This window comes from Arthrobacter sp. Soil_C_60 (assembly GCF_057656375.1).
Genome location: NZ_JBDGKM010000004.1, coordinates 397925 through 413596, shown reverse-complemented (window position 1 = coordinate 413596; position 15672 = coordinate 397925). Strand labels below are relative to the sequence as shown.

Sequence of the window (15672 nt, the reverse complement as noted above, 5' to 3'; positions counted from 1 at the left end):
TTGAGACAACTGGCACGGCTGCTTGGTTCAGAGCACGTCCTCGCAGGAAGTGTCCACGCTTGCTAGCTGTCTTTCCAGGATGACGAATATGCCCCAGATTTATCCCAAGGCCACCACCGCCGGCGCAGCCGCTGCCCAGAGCTCCCCGAAATTCCCGGAGATCGAGGAACTGGTGCTCAAGTACTGGAAAGAAGACGGCACCTTCCAGGCCTCGATCGACCAGCGCGACGCCGGCGAAAACGGCGCCAACGAGTTCGTGTTCTACGACGGCCCGCCCTTTGCCAACGGCCTGCCGCACTACGGTCACCTGCTGACCGGCTACGTCAAGGACATTGTCGGCCGGTACCAGACCCAGCGCGGCAAGCGGGTTGAACGCCGTTTCGGCTGGGACACCCACGGCCTGCCCGCCGAGCTGGAGGCGATGAAGCAGCTCGGCATGACCGACAAGCAGCAGATCGAAACCATGGGCATCGACAAGTTCAACGATGCCTGCCGCACCTCGGTGATGAAGTATGCCAGCGAGTGGCAGGCCTACGTGACCCGCCAGGCCCGCTGGGTGGACTTCGAGAACGACTACAAGACGCTCAATGTCGAATACATGGAGTCGGTCATCTGGGCGTTCAAGCAGCTGCATGAAAAGGGCCTGACCTACAGCGGCTACCGCGTGCTGCCCTACTGCTGGAAGGACGAGACGCCGCTGTCCAACCATGAGCTGCGCATGGACGACGACGTCTACAAGAACCGCCAGGACCAGACGGTCACCGTGACCTTCCCGATCATCGCGGGTGAAAGCGCGCTCAGCACCGAGCTGGCCGGCGTCAACGCCCTGGCCTGGACCACCACGCCCTGGACCCTGCCTACCAACCAGGCCCTCGCCGTCGGGCCTGAAATCACCTACGCCGTGGTCCCCGTTGGCCCCAACGGCAGCACCGCCGAGGGGGATAAGTTCCTCATCGCGCAGGACCTGCTGGGCAGCTACGCCAAGGACCTGGGGTACGACGACGGCGCTGCCGCAGCCGACGCTGTCACCGCAACTTACACCGGCGCCCAGCTGGACGGCCTGCAGTACCAACCGCTGTGGGACTACTACACGGACGCCGAAAAATGGGGCACCGGGACGTCCTGGCGCTTCGTCGTGGCGGACTACGTGACCACCACCGACGGTACCGGTCTGGTGCACCAGGCTCCGGCCTACGGTGAAGACGACCAGAGGGTCTGCGAAGCCCACGGCATCCCCGTTATCGTTTCCGTGGACGAAGGCGCCAAGTTCCTGCCCTACTTCAGCGAGGGGCCGCTCTCGGAGATCGCCGGGCTGCAGGTCTTCGAGGCCAACAAGCCGATCACCCGTGTCCTCAAGGCCCAGGGTAGGCTGGTCCGCCAGGCCAGCTTCGAGCACAGCTACCCGCACTGCTGGCGTTGCCGCAACCCGCTGATCTACCGCGCCATCTCGTCCTGGTACGTCGAGGTCACCAAGATCAAGGACCGGATGGTTGAGCTGAACCAGCAGATCAACTGGATCCCGGACAACGTCAAGGACGGACAGTTCGGCAAGTGGCTGGAAAACGCCCGCGACTGGTCCATCAGCCGCAACCGGTACTGGGGCAGCCCCATTCCGGTCTGGGAATCGGATAACCCGGACTACCCGCGCCAGGACGTCTACGGCTCCCTGGCCGAGATTGAAGCCGACTTCGGCCGGCTGCCGCTGAACGAGGCGGGCGAGCCGGACCTGCACCGGCCCTTCATCGACGAACTCACCCGGCCCAATCCGGACGACCCCACCGGCAAGTCCACCATGCGCCGCGTGGAGGATGTGCTGGACGTCTGGTTCGACTCGGGTTCGATGCCGTACGCCCAGGTCCACTACCCGCACGAGAACCAGGACTGGTTCGAGCACCACAACCCGGGTGACTTCATCGTCGAGTACATCGGCCAGACCCGCGGCTGGTTCTACACCCTGCACATCCTGGCTACCGCACTCTTCGACCGGCCGGCGTTCCGCAACGTGATCAGCCACGGCATTGTGCTCGGTTCGGACGGGCAGAAAATGTCCAAGAGCCTGCACAACTACCCGGATGTCTCCGAGGTGCTGGACCGCGACGGTTCCGACGCCATGCGCTGGTTCCTGATGTCCTCGCCGATCCTGCGCGGCGGTAACCTCATCGTCACCGAACAGGGCATCCGCGACGGCGTCCGCCAGGTCATCCTGCCGCTATGGAACGTGTGGCACTTTTTCAAGCTCTACACCAACACCGCGGACAACGGAGCCGGCTACGAGGCGAAATCCGTTGCCGGCGACACCGGACGGATCGAGTCCCTGGACTCCCTGGACCAGTACATCCTGGCCCATACCGGCGACCTGGTCCGCTCCATCACGGAGAGCCTGGACAGTTACGACGTCTCAGGAGCCTGCGATGCGCTGCGCGAGTACCTGGACACGCTGACCAACTGGTATGTGCGCCGCAGCCGCCAGCGGTTCTTCGATGAGGACCAGGACGCGTTCGACGTGCTCTTCACCTGCCTCGAAGCGGTGTGCCGTTCCGCCGCGTCGCTGCTTCCCCTGGTGACGGAGGAAATCTGGCGCGGCCTCACCGGAGGCCGCTCGGTGCACCTTGCCGAATGGCCCGACGCCGGTATGTTCCCGGCCAAGGAGGACCTGGTCACCCGGATGGAAAGCACGCGGATCATCTGCTCCGCGGGTTCCAGCCTGCGCAAGGCAGCGAACCTGCGGGTGCGGCTGCCGCTGTCCGAACTGACCGTCGTCGCCGCCGGTGCCGAAGAGCTGGCCGGCGGATACGAGGACATCATCAAGGACGAGCTGAACATCAAGTCCGTCCGCCTGATCGACGCCGGTACCGCTTCCCCCGAGGAGTTCGGCATCGAGCAGAAGCTTGTGGTCAATGCCCGGGCCGCCGGTCCGCGGCTGGGCAAGGATGTCCAGACCGCCATCAAGGCGTCCAAATCCGGAGAGTGGTCCGTGGACGACGCCGGTATGGTCACCGCCGGCGGACTGGAACTCCAGCCGCAGGAATACACGCTGGAAACGGTCGTCACGGACAGCGCCGGTGGAGGTTCTGCCTCCGTCGCGGTACTGCCCGGCGGCGGTTTCGTGGTGCTGAACACGGAAGTGACCCCGGATCTGGAAGCCGAGGGTGTGGCCCGCGACTTTGTCCGTACCATCCAGCAAGCCCGCAAGGACGCCGACCTGGTGGTCAGCGACAGGATCCGCACCACGGTCAGCGCAGAGCAGGCGGTGCTGGATGCCCTGGGCACCCATGAGTCGCTGGTCTCCGAAGAAACACTGACCGTCGAGCTGGTGTTGGTGCCTTCGGACAACGGCCAGGAAGTCACTGTCGAGAAGGTAGAGGGAAAATCATGAGCGACGAATTCGGTGTAGAGAGTGTCTACGCAGAACTGCTCAGCCGTGCTCCGGAAAACAAGATGGAGCCACGGATGGAGCCCCTTTACCGGGCGATGGAGATCCTGGGGGAGCCGAACAAGGCGTTCGCCAGCATCCACCTGACCGGTACCAACGGCAAGACGTCGACGGCCCGGATCATCGAAGCGGGACTGCGCGCCCATGGTCTGCGGACCGGGCGCTACACCAGCCCGCATCTGACCAAGGTGACCGAGCGGATCAGCATTGACGGCGAGCCGGTGAAGGACGAGACCTTCGTGCGCATTTGGGATGAAATCCGTCCCTATCTCGAAATCGTCGATACCGAACTGGCTGCTGCGAGCGAACCGCGGCTGACTTACTTCGAGTGCGTCACCATTCTGGCGATCGCCGTTTTTGCGGACGAACCGGTCGAGGTGGCGGTCATTGAAGTAGGATTGGGCGGCATCACGGATGCCACCAACGTGATCGACGGCCAGGTTTCCGTCATCACCCCGATCTCGCTGGACCACACGGACCTGCTGGGGGAGACCACCGAAGAGATCGCGTTGGAGAAAGCCGGGATCATCAAGCCGGGCAGTTTCCTGATCAGCGCGGCCCAGCCGGCCGATGCGGCCCAGGTGCTGCTGGAGAAAGCCCGTGACGTGGGCGTGCCGTTCCGGTTCGAAGGAGTCGAATTCGGCGTCGAGTCCCGGCTCATGGCCGTCGGCGGCCAGCAGCTAACCATCGCCGGTCTGGCAGGGCGCTACGAAAACCTGCTGCTTCCGCTGCACGGGGCACACCAGGCGCAGAATGCTGCAGTTGCGGTGGCAGCCCTTGAGGCGTTCCTGGGCGGCGGCGTGAAGGAACTGAACATCGACCTGCTGCGCGAAGGGTTCAGCCAGGTCACCTCGCCGGGCCGCCTCGAAGTGGTCCGAACCGCGCCCACCGTCATTGTCGATGCCGCCCACAACCCGGACGGCATGCGCGCGACGGCCGCCGCGGTGAAAGAGGCCTTCAACCTCTCGCGGCTGGTGCCGATCGTCGGTGTGCTGCAGGAAAAAGATGCCATCGGCCTGCTTGAGCAGCTCAAGGAACACCTGGGCGAACTGGTGGACGAGATCTGCGTGACGGTGTCCAACTCGCCGCGCGCCATCCCTGCGGAGCAGTTGGCGGAGGATGCGATGGCTGCCGGCTTTGCCGAAGATTCCATCCACGTGGCCCAGAAGCTGGACGACGCGATCGAATGGGCGGTGGAACGGGCCGAAGCGCAGAACGATCTCGCCGGCGGAGTCCTGATCACGGGTTCCATCACCTTGGTCGCCGATGCACGCATACTGCTGGGAAAATAACACATGGCAAAACTGACAAAAGCACAACGTGAATGGCGTCCGGATATGCCGAAGAAGCGGCGTTCCATCAAGGTCATGTTCGCCTCGACGGTGCTCCTGCTGGAGGCCTTCGTCGTGTTCTTCGGGACCCTCGTGGCTTTCGGGCTGCACAAGGACCGCTTCCCGCAGCCGGTGATTCTCAGCGTCGGCATTGCGCTGGCCCTGGTGCTGGTCCTGTGCTGCGCGCTGGTCCGCAAGCCGGCCGGAATAGCCCTGGGCTGGATCCTGCAGTTGCTGATCATCGCCACGGGGTTCGTCGAGCCGATGATGTTTGTCGTCGGCGTGTTGTTCGCGCTGACATGGTGGTACGGCGTCAGGACGGGCATGCGGCTGGACCGGGAGAATGCCCAGCGCGACGCCGAACAAGCCGAATGGGAACGAACCCACCCGGAAGAGAGGCCGCAGCCGGGGCCGGAGGCAGCAGAAGGCTAGCCCCGGCGGCGTCGCATAGGATTGAACGGGCTCTCGAGCCAGAACTGAAGCGATTTGAGGAGAAGAAAACGTGAGCGTTGAACGCACTCTTGTACTGGTCAAGCCGGACGGTGTGACCCGCGGGCTGACCGGAACCATCCTGGCCCGGGTGGAAGCCAAGGGATACAAGCTCGTCGAGCTGAAACTGGTCAACGCAACCCGTGAGCTGCTGGAGCAGCACTACGCCGAGCACGTCGGCAAGCCGTTCTACGAGCCGCTGGTGGAGTTCATGCTCAGCGGGCCGGTTGCGGCAGCTGTCTTCGAAGGGCAGCGCGTGATCGAGGGCTTCCGTTCGATGGCCGGATCCACGGAACCGACGGCGGCGGCACCGGGGACTATCCGGGGCGATCTCGGACGTGACTGGGGCCTGAAGGTCCAGCAGAACCTCGTCCACGGCTCGGATTCGCCTGAATCCGCCGAGCGCGAGATCGGTATCTGGTTCAGCTGAACCTCCCGCAGCCGGTCTCCGGCCGCAACGGCAAAGGCCGCGTACATCCTCGCCGGATGTGCGCGGCCTTTGCCGTACGGGGTTAGCAGCACCTCACTGCGGCTTGCCTCAACCCCCGAGGAACACGTTCATAAAGCGGATGAAAACGCTCGCCGCAGTGGCTACCCAGAGGATGATCGTCAAGGTCCACGCCCAGTCGCTGGCGAAGGCGACCACGCCAGCCGGCGCCTTGATCACCCCATGCACCAGGTTGCGTACGGTCACCATAACGAACATTGGGATCATCATGGCCCAGACCACTATGCAGTAGATGCACAGGATAAAGATGTCGAACAGTGCCTGGCTCCACAGCCAGACCACAAAGATGAATCCCAGGGTCACGCCGACCTGCAGACCGATCCAGTACCAGCGGCGGAGCCGGGCGCCGGCGAGCATTGCCATCGCCGTCGTAATCGGAACGGCAAAGGCCACGATCCCGATGAACGGATTCGGAAACCCGAAGATCGCTGCCTGCCAGGTCTTGAAGACTTCGCCGCAGGACACCCACGGATTGACGTCGCAGCTGGTGATGTGGCTCGGGTCTACGTAGACGGCAAGCCGCTCCAGGACAAGGATGGCCGAGGCGATCCAACCGACGACGCCGGCGGCGAGCAGGAGCCAAGCGAAGGGTTTGTGCCGCGAATGTACCGCCACGGCCTTGTCCGGACGATGTCCGGCCGGGACGGTTTCTGCGCCGCTTTCGGCGTGGGCCGCATGGTGGTTCACCGGGCTCCTCTTCCATCAGGGAATGTCTGGGACGATTCTAACCGCTGCAGGAGCGCCAAATGATAACGAAAACCGGGCCCATATGAGAGAATGGCTCTTGGCTGGTAATGGAACCACATGCCACTACCGGTCCAGCGACAGGCTTCCAGGTTTGTCGGCGATGCTTCCGGTATCGGAGCCCATCATCCGGATGGGCCCTGCGGAATCCGCCAGATGACCCTACCGATGAAGAGAATATATGCGGTAGTAGGAAAAGCGCCGCTGGTCCCTGAGTGTACCGCGCCCCACAGATGGCGCGAGCTCGGGAGATACGACAAGGACTTCCGGTGACGGGTGGCCACGTGGCCCGAAGGATAACCGGCTACTTTCCTTGGCGGTACCGGAATGTGGCCGGTGCCTCCAGGGGCTGGAGTGCAGTAATAAATGGATAATGAACAGGTAAACCCGGCAACATCCGATCAGTCGGATACTCCCGGAGCGGCGGGCACAGACAGCGCCGCCGCAATCGCAACACCAGAAGCAACCGAACCTACGGCCAAGGCGCCGGTCAAGCGAGCTACCCGCGCCCGACGCAAGCCCGCGGCGGAAACAGCGGAGGTTCCGTCGACAGCAGGGACGGAGAGTACCGCCGACGCCGCAACCGCGGCTACGGATGCCACAACGGAGCCCGCGGAAGCAGCCGCCGGCCGGGCCACCGGGGAAGAAGCAGCGGCACCGGCGAAGACCCGCGTGCGCCGGACCCGCAAGACGGCACCGGTCGACGAAGGTTCAGCAGCGGGCGTCGCAGTGCCGCCCATGCCGACAGAGCCCCCCGCAATGGCCGCTGCCGATACAGTTCCGGCAGCAGAGCCGGCCGAGGACGCCGCCGAGGCGAAGGCGCCGCGCAAGCGCAGGAAGGCCCAGCCCCGGACCGGAAATCCTGAGGTCGCCGCGGACAGCGCAGCAAGCACGCCCTCGCAGGAAGCCTCGGTTGAAACGGCGCCGGAAGCCGCCGGCACCGAGACCGACGTCGCCGCGGGCAGCACCGCCGCCAGCACCGACACGGGTGTAGAGCCCGCGGCAAGCGCCGAGCCCGCCACGCGTACCCGTACCCGTGCGCGCCGGACGGCGGCTCCGAAAGCTCCGCAGGAGAGCCCGGCCGCAGCCGAACCGGAGGCGTCCCCCACGGATTCGTCCACCACAGCTCCGTCTGCCGCAGAGCCGGTTTCCGGCCAGGCTGCCGAGAACGCGCCGGCGGCAGAGGAACAGGCGGAAGAGGCCAACGAGCCAGCGGTGCTGAGCCCCTTCGCCGTCCCCGAATCGCCCGTACAGGTCCTCTTCCATGCGCCGGACCTGACCGCTGTCCGCCCTGTCCGTCCGGCCGCCGCCGAGGAAGAGGCTGACGAGGATGAAGAAAGCGGCCGCCGCCGCAGCCGCCGGAACCGCCGCAGTAAAGGCCGGAACCGTGCCGACGCAGCCGAAACCGGCACCGAGACCGAGACAGAGGCCCAGGGCGAAGACATTGAAGAAGCCCCGGCGGAGTCCGGTGACGGCGTAACTGCCCGCCGCCGTCGTCGTCGGCGCCGCGGCGACCAGGACCTCGAACTCACCGGCGGGCAGGACGATGATCCGCCCAACACAGTGACCCGTGTGCGCGCTCCGCGTGCGGTCAGCGAGACCCCGCCGAGCGACCGTGTCTCCTCGGTGAAGGGCTCCACCCGTCTCGAGGCCAAGAAGCAGCGCCGTCGTGAATCGCGCGAAACCGGCCGGCGGCGCCAGGTCATCACCGAGGCAGAGTTCCTGGCACGTCGTGAATCTGTGGACCGCCAGATGATAGTCCGCCAGCGCGATGACAGGATCCAGATCGGCGTCCTCGAAGACGGCGTGCTGGCCGAGCATTTCGTGTCCAAGACGCAGCAGGACTCCCTGATCGGCAACGTCTACGTCGGCAAGGTCCAGAACGTGCTGCCCAGCATGGAAGCGGCGTTCGTTGACATCGGGCGCGGCCGCAATGCCGTGCTGTACGCCGGCGAGGTCAACTGGGAAGCCGCGCATCTGGAGGGCCAGCCCCGCCGGATCGAGAACGCGCTGAAGTCCGGCGACTCGGTGCTCGTCCAGGTCACCAAGGACCCGGTAGGCCACAAGGGTGCACGCCTGACCAGCCAGATCTCGCTGCCCGGACGCTTCCTCGTCTACGTGCCGGGCGGATCCATGACCGGCATCTCCCGGAAGCTGCCTGACGTGGAGCGCAACCGGCTCAAGAAGATCCTGAAGGAACACGTTCCCGAGGGCGCCGGCGTCATTGTCCGCACCGCGGCCGAAGGCGCCAGCGAAGAAGAGTTGATGAACGACATCAACCGGCTTCGTGCGCAGTGGGAAGGGATCGAACGAAAGTCGACCTCCAATAAGACCCTGCCGCCTGAACTGCTCTACGCCGAGCCTGACCTGACCATCAAGGTGGTCCGCGATGTCTTCAACGAGGACTTCTCGAAGCTCATCGTGTCCGGTGAAGAGGCCTGGGACACCATCGAGGCCTACGTGACCTATGTGGCACCGGACCTCGTGGACCGGCTGGAGAAGTGGACCGGCGCCGAGGACATCTTCGCGGCCAACAGGATCGACGAGCAGATCCACAAGGCCCTCGAACGCAAGGTCTTCCTACCCTCGGGCGGCTCGCTGGTCATCGACCGCACCGAAGCCATGACCGTGGTTGACGTCAACACTGGCAAGTTCACCGGCTCCGGCGGCAACCTCGAAGAGACCGTTACCAAGAACAATCTGGAAGCGGCCGAAGAGGTAGTCCGGCAGCTGCGCCTGCGCGACATCGGCGGCATCATCGTCATCGACTTCATCGACATGGTGCTCGAGGCCAACCGCGATCTGGTGCTGCGCCGCCTGGTGGAATGCCTGGGCCGCGACCGGACCAAGCACCAGGTAGCCGAAGTGACGTCCCTGGGCCTGGTCCAGATGACCCGCAAGCGGATGGGTACCGGACTGCTCGAGGTCTTCGGCGAGAACTGCGAGCATTGCGGCGGCCGCGGCGTCGTCACCCATGACGAACCGCTGGAGCACCGCCGTGCCGCGGTTGCTGCCGAGCATCATCAGCACCTTGTCCGCGCCGAAAAGCCGGGGCGGCCGGAGAAGCCGTCCCGAAGCGAAAAGCGCCGGAGCAAGAGCCAGAACAACCAGGGCAGTGCGCCCTCCGCTCCCGACGCGGTTGTAGAACCGGAGCATGAGGACGACGCCGAGCGGCAAGCCAAGGCGCAGGCGGCCCGTGCCGCACTGGCGTCCATCGCCGCGGCGACCCACGCAGCCCACGAGGCAGAGGAACACGAGGCTGCGCTCAAGTCAGAACCGGCTGCGCGCAAGGCAGAACCGGACGCCGCCCCCGAGGCTCCGGTCTTGACCATCAACGGCGAAAAGGTTGTGCTGCCCCGTGCCGAGCACAGTCCGGTGGCGGCCAGTGAGGAGCCGGCCCTGACTCTGGCGAGCCTGACGGATGCCTTCAACAAGGTAAGTCCGGAGATCGTCACGAAACCAGAGCCGGAACCGGAGGCAAAGCCTGAGGCGGCGGCGCCGCCGGAGCGCCGCGGCCGCCGTCGTCGTGCCGCAAGCAGTCCCCAGGGAGCCGCGAATCAGGCACCCATTGAGCAGCGGGACGGCATGGAGCAGTCCGCGAAGGCTGCCCCGGAGGTTCGGCCGGTCTCCGGATCGGGCGGCGCCGATGCGTCGGCGGACCGTGATGAAGCGGCGGCTAAGCCGGAGGCTGAGAAGAAGACTCCGGTGCAGCCGGTGATTCTGGGAGTCGGAGTTCCTGCGTCGGAACTCTGATCCAGCACTGAGCAATTCCTGCTAATGAATCAGGGGCGGTCCTTTCATGTCGAAAGGACCGCCCCTGATGCATTAGGCTGGCAGCAGTGACACGGGGTGCCGGCGACTAGCCGGCTGAGATTTGAGACCCGTTGAACCTGAACCAGTTAGGACTGGCGGAGGGATGTCGCTGCAGTCTTCGGGCCACTGGCTGGCCAGCTGTGGAATTCTGCCGTGCACGTTCCGCCCTGAGCAGCAACGGAGCAGCCATGACCATTCGAACTACCCCCAGGGTTTTAAGCATTGCGGGGACCGATCCGACCGGCGGCGCCGGGATCCAGGCAGACCTGAAGAGCATCGCAGCGAACGGCGGCTACGGTATGGCCGCAGTGACCGCACTGGTAGCCCAGAACACCCAGGGTGTCCGCTCCGTCCATGCACCGCCGCCAACTTTCCTCGCCGAGCAGCTGGCCGCGGTCAGCGACGACGTCTGCATCGATGCGGTGAAGATCGGCATGCTTGGTGACAGCGAGGTGATTGGAACGGTAGGCCGCTGGCTCGCTGAGGTGAGCCCCGCCGTCGTTGTTCTGGACCCGGTGATGGTGGCCACCAGCGGCGACCGACTGCTGGCAGCGGAAGCGGAGGAGGCGCTGCGCGGCTTGCTCAACCAAGCCCACCTCGTGACGCCGAACCTGCCGGAGCTGGCGGTGCTGCTCGGTGCCGAGACCGCCGCCGACTGGCAGGAGGCGCTGGCGCAGGGGCGGGAGCTCTCCCGCCGGCATGGCGTCATGGTTCTGGTCAAGGGCGGACACCTGCCCGCGGAGGACTGCCCCGATGCGCTGGTGGATGTGAACGGGCGGCTGGCGGGCGAGGTGGTTGAATTCCGCTCAGGCCGGGTGCGGACGAAAAACACGCATGGGACCGGCTGCTCGCTCTCGGCGGCGATGGCTACGGTGCAGGCACGGACGGGGGACTGGACGGAGTCGCTCAAAGAGGTGAAGGAGTGGCTGTTCGGCGCGCTGGTGCGCGCGGACGAGCTAGAGGTCGGGAAGGGCAGCGGGCCCATCCACCATTTCCACCAGCACACGCCGCGTCCGGCGGACCGGTTCAGCAGGGAAGCCTGGGAACGCACCGCAGACATCCGGGCGGAGATCATGGAACTGGATTTTGTGCGGTCGCTCGCGGCAGGAACCCTCAGCGAATCGCAGTTCGGTTACTACCTGGCCCAGGACGCGCGCTACCTTAATGGCTACTCGCGGGCACTGGCCCGTGCCAGCGCGCTGGCGCCCACCGAGCAGGAACAGCTGTTCTGGGCCAAGGGCGCACACAACTGCCTTGAAGTCGAGGCGCAGCTGCACCGCGAATGGCTCGCCGGGCGCAACATCGCGCCGGCACAAGGACCGGTCACCAAGGCCTACGTGGACCATCTGCTTGCCGTCAGCGCTGCGGGGAGCTACGCCGAGCTGGTGGCCGCCGTGGTGCCGTGCTACTGGCTGTATGCGCACGTCGGCAGCGAACTGTATGGCCGGTACATGTCCGCAGGAGCCTCCGGCCACCCGTACGGCGCGTGGATCGAGACCTATGCGGACGACGATTTCGCGGAGGCCACCCGGCAGGCCGTGGCAATCATGGACGCGGCTGCCCAGCAGATGCCGGAGCAGGAGCGCGAACGGATGATGGCCGCCTTCGAGCATTCGGCCCGCTACGAGCTCCACTTTTTCGATGCGCCAAGGCTCTATGCTTGAGCCACGGCCGGTGTGGGCGAGCTAACAGTGCAGTTCCGCGGCACGCCGCCCGGGCGCCATTTGCAGGAAATAGCGGAAATAGCGTAATCTTGATCTTCGGTGCGAACGCCTTCGAAGGGTAAATCCCGTAGGCGTCACTGCACAGTGCTGGCAGGCATCCTTTTACCGCCTGTATTCAAAGCGCATAACTGTATTAAACGTCGAGAGAAGTGAGTTCCCAAGTGGTGTACGCGATTGTCCGCGCAGGCGGCCGCCAAGAAAAGGTTTCCGTCGGAGACCTCGTAACCCTTGACCGCGTCCCCGGTGGAGCCGGTAGCACCTTCGAGCTGCCCGCGCTGCTCCTGGTCGATGGCGACAAGGTTACCTCTGCAGCTGATGAGCTGGCCAAGGTCAAGGTCACTGCAGAGATCATTGAGAATCTTCGCGGGCCGAAGATTGTCATCCAGAAGTTCAAGAACAAGACCGGCTACAAGAAGCGCCAGGGTCACCGTTCAGAACTGACCAAGGTCAAGGTCACCTCCATCGCGTAATTGCGGTCGGCAGGCTTCCAGCAGTTTCCATAGACAAAAAAGGTAGGCATAGCAAATGGCACATAAGAAAGGTGCGAGCTCTACTCGCAACGGTCGCGATTCCAACGCTCAGTTCTTGGGCGTAAAGCGCTTCGGCGGCCAGGTTGTTTCCGCTGGTGAGATCATCGTCCGCCAGCGCGGCACCCACTTCCACCCGGGCGCCAACGTCGGCCGTGGCGGCGACGACACCCTGTTCGCCCTCGAGGCCGGTGCGGTTGAGTTTGGTACTCGCCGCGGACGCCGCGTTGTGAACATCGTTGCTGCAGCAGCTGCCGAGTAATTTTCGGCAGTAATTCAGCTTTCCAGTGAGGCGGGCCGCGGGTCCGCCTCACTGGTGTTTAACCAGACTAGAATCACTGATGGGCACATCCGGTGCGAACCGGGATCACCTGAAGTAAAAGGAGATAAACGTGGCAACTTTCGTTGACCGGGTTGTATTGCATGTATCCGGTGGAACCGGGGGCCACGGCTGTGTTTCCGTCAAGCGTGAAAAGTTCAAGCCGCTGGGCGGTCCGGACGGCGGTAACGGTGGCAACGGCGGCGACGTCATCCTGCGGGTCGACTCGCAGACCACCACCCTGCTGTCCTACCACCACGCACCGCACCGGCACGCCAGCAACGGCGACTTCGGCAAGGGTGATCTGCGCCATGGCAGCAACGGCGAAACGCTGATCCTGCCTGTCCCGGACGGCACCGTGGTCAAGACCAAGGACGGCGAAGTGCTGGCCGACCTCATCGGCGAGGGCGCCGAGTATGTGGCGGCGGCCGGTGGCCAGGGCGGGCTGGGCAATGCGTCTTTGTCCTCCCAGAAGCGCAAGGCCCCCGGCTTTGCCCTGCTGGGTGTACCCGGCGACGAGCGGGACATCGTCCTGGAGCTGAAGACCGTGGCGGATATCGCGCTGGTGGGCTTCCCCTCGGCCGGTAAGTCGAGCCTGATTGCGGCCCTGAGTGCCGCGCGGCCGAAGATCGCCGACTATCCCTTCACCACATTGGTGCCCAATCTGGGCGTAGTCCAGGCCGGCGAGGTGCGTTTCACCGTCGCCGATGTGCCCGGACTGATCCCCGGTGCCAGCGAAGGCAAGGGCCTGGGCCACGAATTCCTGCGCCACGTGGAGCGGTGCGCGGCCCTGGTGCATGTTCTCGACTGCGCCAGCCTGGAAGCCGACCGCGACCCGATCTCCGATCTGGAGACCATCGAGGCGGAACTGGCTGCCTACGCCGTCGACCTCAGCTACGCCGGTGCCGACGGCGCCGTCGTGCCCTTGAACGAGCGTCCCCGCCTGGTGGCGCTGAACAAGGTGGATGTGCCCGACGGCAAGGACATGGCGGAATTCGTCCGGCCCGAACTGGAGAAGCGCGGCTACAAAGTCTTCGAAATCTCTGCGGTCAGCCACGAAGGACTGCGCCAGCTGAGCTTCGCTATGGCGGACATCGTCGCCGCGGCACGCCAGGAGGCGGCAGCCGCGCCGGCACCGGTCAAGGTTGTCCTGCGGCCCAGGGCCGTCAACGAGGCCGGGTTCATCATCCGCAAGGAAGAAAAGAACCTCGAGCCGTTGTACCGTGTGCTCGGCGAGAAGCCGGAGCGCTGGGTCAAGCAGACCGACTTCAACAACGACGAGGCCGTGGGTTACCTCTCGGACCGCCTGGCCAAACTGGGTGTCGAGGACAAACTCTTCAAAGCCGGCGCCGTGCCGGGTTCCACCGTGGTCATCGGCGAAGACGACGCCGTTGTCTTCGACTGGGAGCCGACCATGATGGGCGGCGCCGAGCTGCTGGCCGGCGCACCGCGCGGGACCGATATCCGGCTGGACGACTTCAGCGGCCGTCCCACGCGCAGCCAGAAGCGCCAGGAACAGCAGGAGCGCAAGGATGCCAGGGCCGCGGCACGCGCGGAGCTGGAAGCCGAGCGCAAGGCCGGCATCTGGACCGAATCAGTCAATTACAAGCACCACGCCGGAAGCGGGGCATCGGAAGAAGACGATGAAAGCTAGCGCTCAACCGGCGGACCGTACACTGCTGCGGACCGCCGGCAGGGTAGTAGTTAAGGTCGGCTCATCGTCGCTGACCTCCGTGGCCGGGGGTATCTCCGAGGACGCGTTGCTGTCCCTGGTGGACGTGCTGGCCGCGCGCCGCAACACCGGCACGGAGCTGATCTTGGTTTCCTCAGGTGCCATCGCGGCCGGACTGGCTCCGCTGGGTCTGGGGCGCCGTCCCCGTGACCTGGCCACCCAGCAGGCGGCTGCCAGCGTGGGCCAAGGGTTGTTGATGGCCCGCTATACTCAGGCCTTCGGCGCCCACGGCGTGGCAGTCAGCCAAGTGCTGCTGACCGCCGAAGACCTGATGCGCCGCCAACACTATGCCAACGCCTATCGGGCGCTGAACCGGTTGCTGCACCTCGGCGTCGTTCCGGTGGTTAACGAGAACGACACCGTGGCCACGCATGAAATCCGGTTCGGCGACAATGACCGCTTGGCGGCGCTGGTGGCCCACCTGGTCAAGGCCGATGCGCTGGTCCTGCTTTCCGACGTCGATGCCCTCTATGACGGGCCGCCGAAGGCAGGGGCCAAGCGCATTGCGCACGTTTCCGGGCCCGCCGACCTGGACGGGGTCAGCATCGGCCGCACGGGCAAGGCCGGCGTGGGCACCGGGGGAATGGTGACCAAGGTCGAGGCCGCCGCCATGGCTACCGAGTCCGGCATTCCCGCGCTGGTGACGGCAACGGCCAATGCCGCCGCGGCACTGGCGGGCGAGGACGTGGGCACGTGGTTCAGCACCAACGGCACGCGCCGCCCGGTGCGGCTGCTCTGGCTGGCACACCTGGCCTCCATCCAGGGCCGCCTGACAATCGACGACGGCGCCGTGCAGGCCGTGCGCGAACGCCACCGCTCGCTGCTGCCGGCTGGCATCACGTCGGTTAAGGGCACCTTCGAACCGGGAGACCCGGTGGAAGTGGCCGACTCGGCCGGGCGTATCGTCGCCCGCGGACTTGTGAACTTCTCCTCCTACGAGCTGCCCCGGATGCTGGGCCGCTCCACCAAAGAGCTGGGGGCGAGTCTCGGGCGCCAGTACGAGCGCGAGGTCATCCACGTGGACGACCTCGTGGTCCTGTAGGACCGCAGGC

The 15672-nt window shown here is 65.2% G+C and carries 11 protein-coding genes and 1 riboswitch; of the genes, 10 read left to right on the top strand and 1 reads right to left on the bottom strand.

Features of this window, described 5'->3' with window-relative positions:
• The first annotated feature begins 88 nt into the window (after positions 1-88).
• The 4 genes from ileS (at position 89) to ndk (ending at position 5683) form a co-directional block, all read left to right on the top strand.
• Positions 89-3376, top strand: coding sequence for an isoleucine--tRNA ligase (gene ileS / locus AC3A4M_RS11635; RefSeq protein WP_498735884.1), 3288 nt, complete (start codon positions 89-91; stop codon positions 3374-3376).
• Positions 3373-4725 (top strand): bifunctional folylpolyglutamate synthase/dihydrofolate synthase, encoded by a 1353-nt coding sequence (locus AC3A4M_RS11630; RefSeq protein WP_498735882.1) that lies wholly within the window; start codon positions 3373-3375, stop codon positions 4723-4725. The genes ileS and AC3A4M_RS11630 overlap by 4 nt, the downstream gene beginning before the upstream one ends.
• Before the next feature lie 3 nt (positions 4726-4728).
• The gene (locus tag AC3A4M_RS11625; RefSeq protein WP_498731551.1) at positions 4729-5196 is read left to right on the top strand and encodes a DUF4233 domain-containing protein; all 468 of its coding nucleotides are present in this window, start codon (positions 4729-4731) and stop codon (positions 5194-5196) included.
• Between the two features lie 70 nt (positions 5197-5266).
• On the top strand, positions 5267-5683 hold the full coding sequence (gene ndk, locus AC3A4M_RS11620) for a nucleoside-diphosphate kinase (RefSeq protein WP_498731550.1): 417 nt from the start codon (positions 5267-5269) through the stop codon (positions 5681-5683).
• 108 nt (positions 5684-5791) lie between these two features.
• Here the strand turns inward: ndk and AC3A4M_RS11615 are convergent, their stop codons facing one another.
• The gene (locus AC3A4M_RS11615; protein ID WP_498735974.1) at positions 5792-6376 is read right to left on the bottom strand and encodes a vitamin K epoxide reductase family protein; all 585 of its coding nucleotides are present in this window, start codon (positions 6374-6376) and stop codon (positions 5792-5794) included.
• A gap of 495 nt (positions 6377-6871) precedes the next feature.
• Here AC3A4M_RS11615 and AC3A4M_RS11610 point away from each other — a divergent pair, with 495 nt between their 5' ends.
• The 6 genes from AC3A4M_RS11610 to proB all read left to right on the top strand — a co-directional run bounded on the left by AC3A4M_RS11610 (position 6872) and on the right by proB (position 15662).
• Positions 6872-10258, top strand: a complete 3387-nt coding sequence (locus tag AC3A4M_RS11610; protein ID WP_498735881.1) for an Rne/Rng family ribonuclease — start codon at positions 6872-6874, stop codon at positions 10256-10258.
• Between the two features lie 82 nt (positions 10259-10340).
• A riboswitch (TPP riboswitch) is annotated at positions 10341-10439 on the top strand.
• Positions 10440-10506: 67 nt separating this feature from the next.
• Positions 10507-11982: a bifunctional hydroxymethylpyrimidine kinase/phosphomethylpyrimidine kinase gene (gene thiD / locus AC3A4M_RS11605; protein WP_498735880.1), complete on the top strand. Its 1476-nt coding sequence runs from the start codon at positions 10507-10509 to the stop codon at positions 11980-11982.
• A 221-nt stretch (positions 11983-12203) separates the two neighbouring features.
• On the top strand, positions 12204-12512 hold the full coding sequence (rplU, locus tag AC3A4M_RS11600; RefSeq protein WP_498639552.1) for a 50S ribosomal protein L21: 309 nt from the start codon (positions 12204-12206) through the stop codon (positions 12510-12512).
• Between the two features lie 55 nt (positions 12513-12567).
• Positions 12568-12831, top strand: a complete 264-nt coding sequence (rpmA, locus tag AC3A4M_RS11595) for a 50S ribosomal protein L27 (protein WP_169996650.1) — start codon at positions 12568-12570, stop codon at positions 12829-12831.
• Positions 12832-12961: 130 nt separating this feature from the next.
• Positions 12962-14542, top strand: coding sequence for a GTPase ObgE (gene obgE, locus AC3A4M_RS11590; protein WP_498731546.1), 1581 nt, complete (start codon positions 12962-12964; stop codon positions 14540-14542).
• Complete coding sequence (gene proB, locus AC3A4M_RS11585) at positions 14532-15662, top strand: glutamate 5-kinase (protein WP_498735879.1); 1131 nt, start codon at positions 14532-14534, stop codon at positions 15660-15662. The genes obgE and proB overlap by 11 nt, the downstream gene beginning before the upstream one ends.
• Positions 15663-15672: the final 10 nt, after the last annotated feature.

What these genes read in the sequence shown, in the direction of transcription:
- thiD (WP_498735880.1), top strand. Translation starts at nt 10,507, where the DNA reads ATGACCATTCGAACTACCCCCAGGGTTTTAAGCATTGCGGGGACCGAT.
- rpmA (WP_169996650.1), top strand. Translation starts at nt 12,568, where the DNA reads ATGGCACATAAGAAAGGTGCGAGCTCTACTCGCAACGGTCGCGATTCC.
- AC3A4M_RS11610 (WP_498735881.1), top strand. Translation starts at nt 6,872, where the DNA reads ATGGATAATGAACAGGTAAACCCGGCAACATCCGATCAGTCGGATACT.
- AC3A4M_RS11630 (WP_498735882.1), top strand. Translation starts at nt 3,373, where the DNA reads ATGAGCGACGAATTCGGTGTAGAGAGTGTCTACGCAGAACTGCTCAGC.
- ileS (WP_498735884.1), top strand. Translation starts at nt 89, where the DNA reads ATGCCCCAGATTTATCCCAAGGCCACCACCGCCGGCGCAGCCGCTGCC.
- AC3A4M_RS11625 (WP_498731551.1), top strand. Translation starts at nt 4,729, where the DNA reads ATGGCAAAACTGACAAAAGCACAACGTGAATGGCGTCCGGATATGCCG.
- proB (WP_498735879.1), top strand. Translation starts at nt 14,532, where the DNA reads ATGAAAGCTAGCGCTCAACCGGCGGACCGTACACTGCTGCGGACCGCC.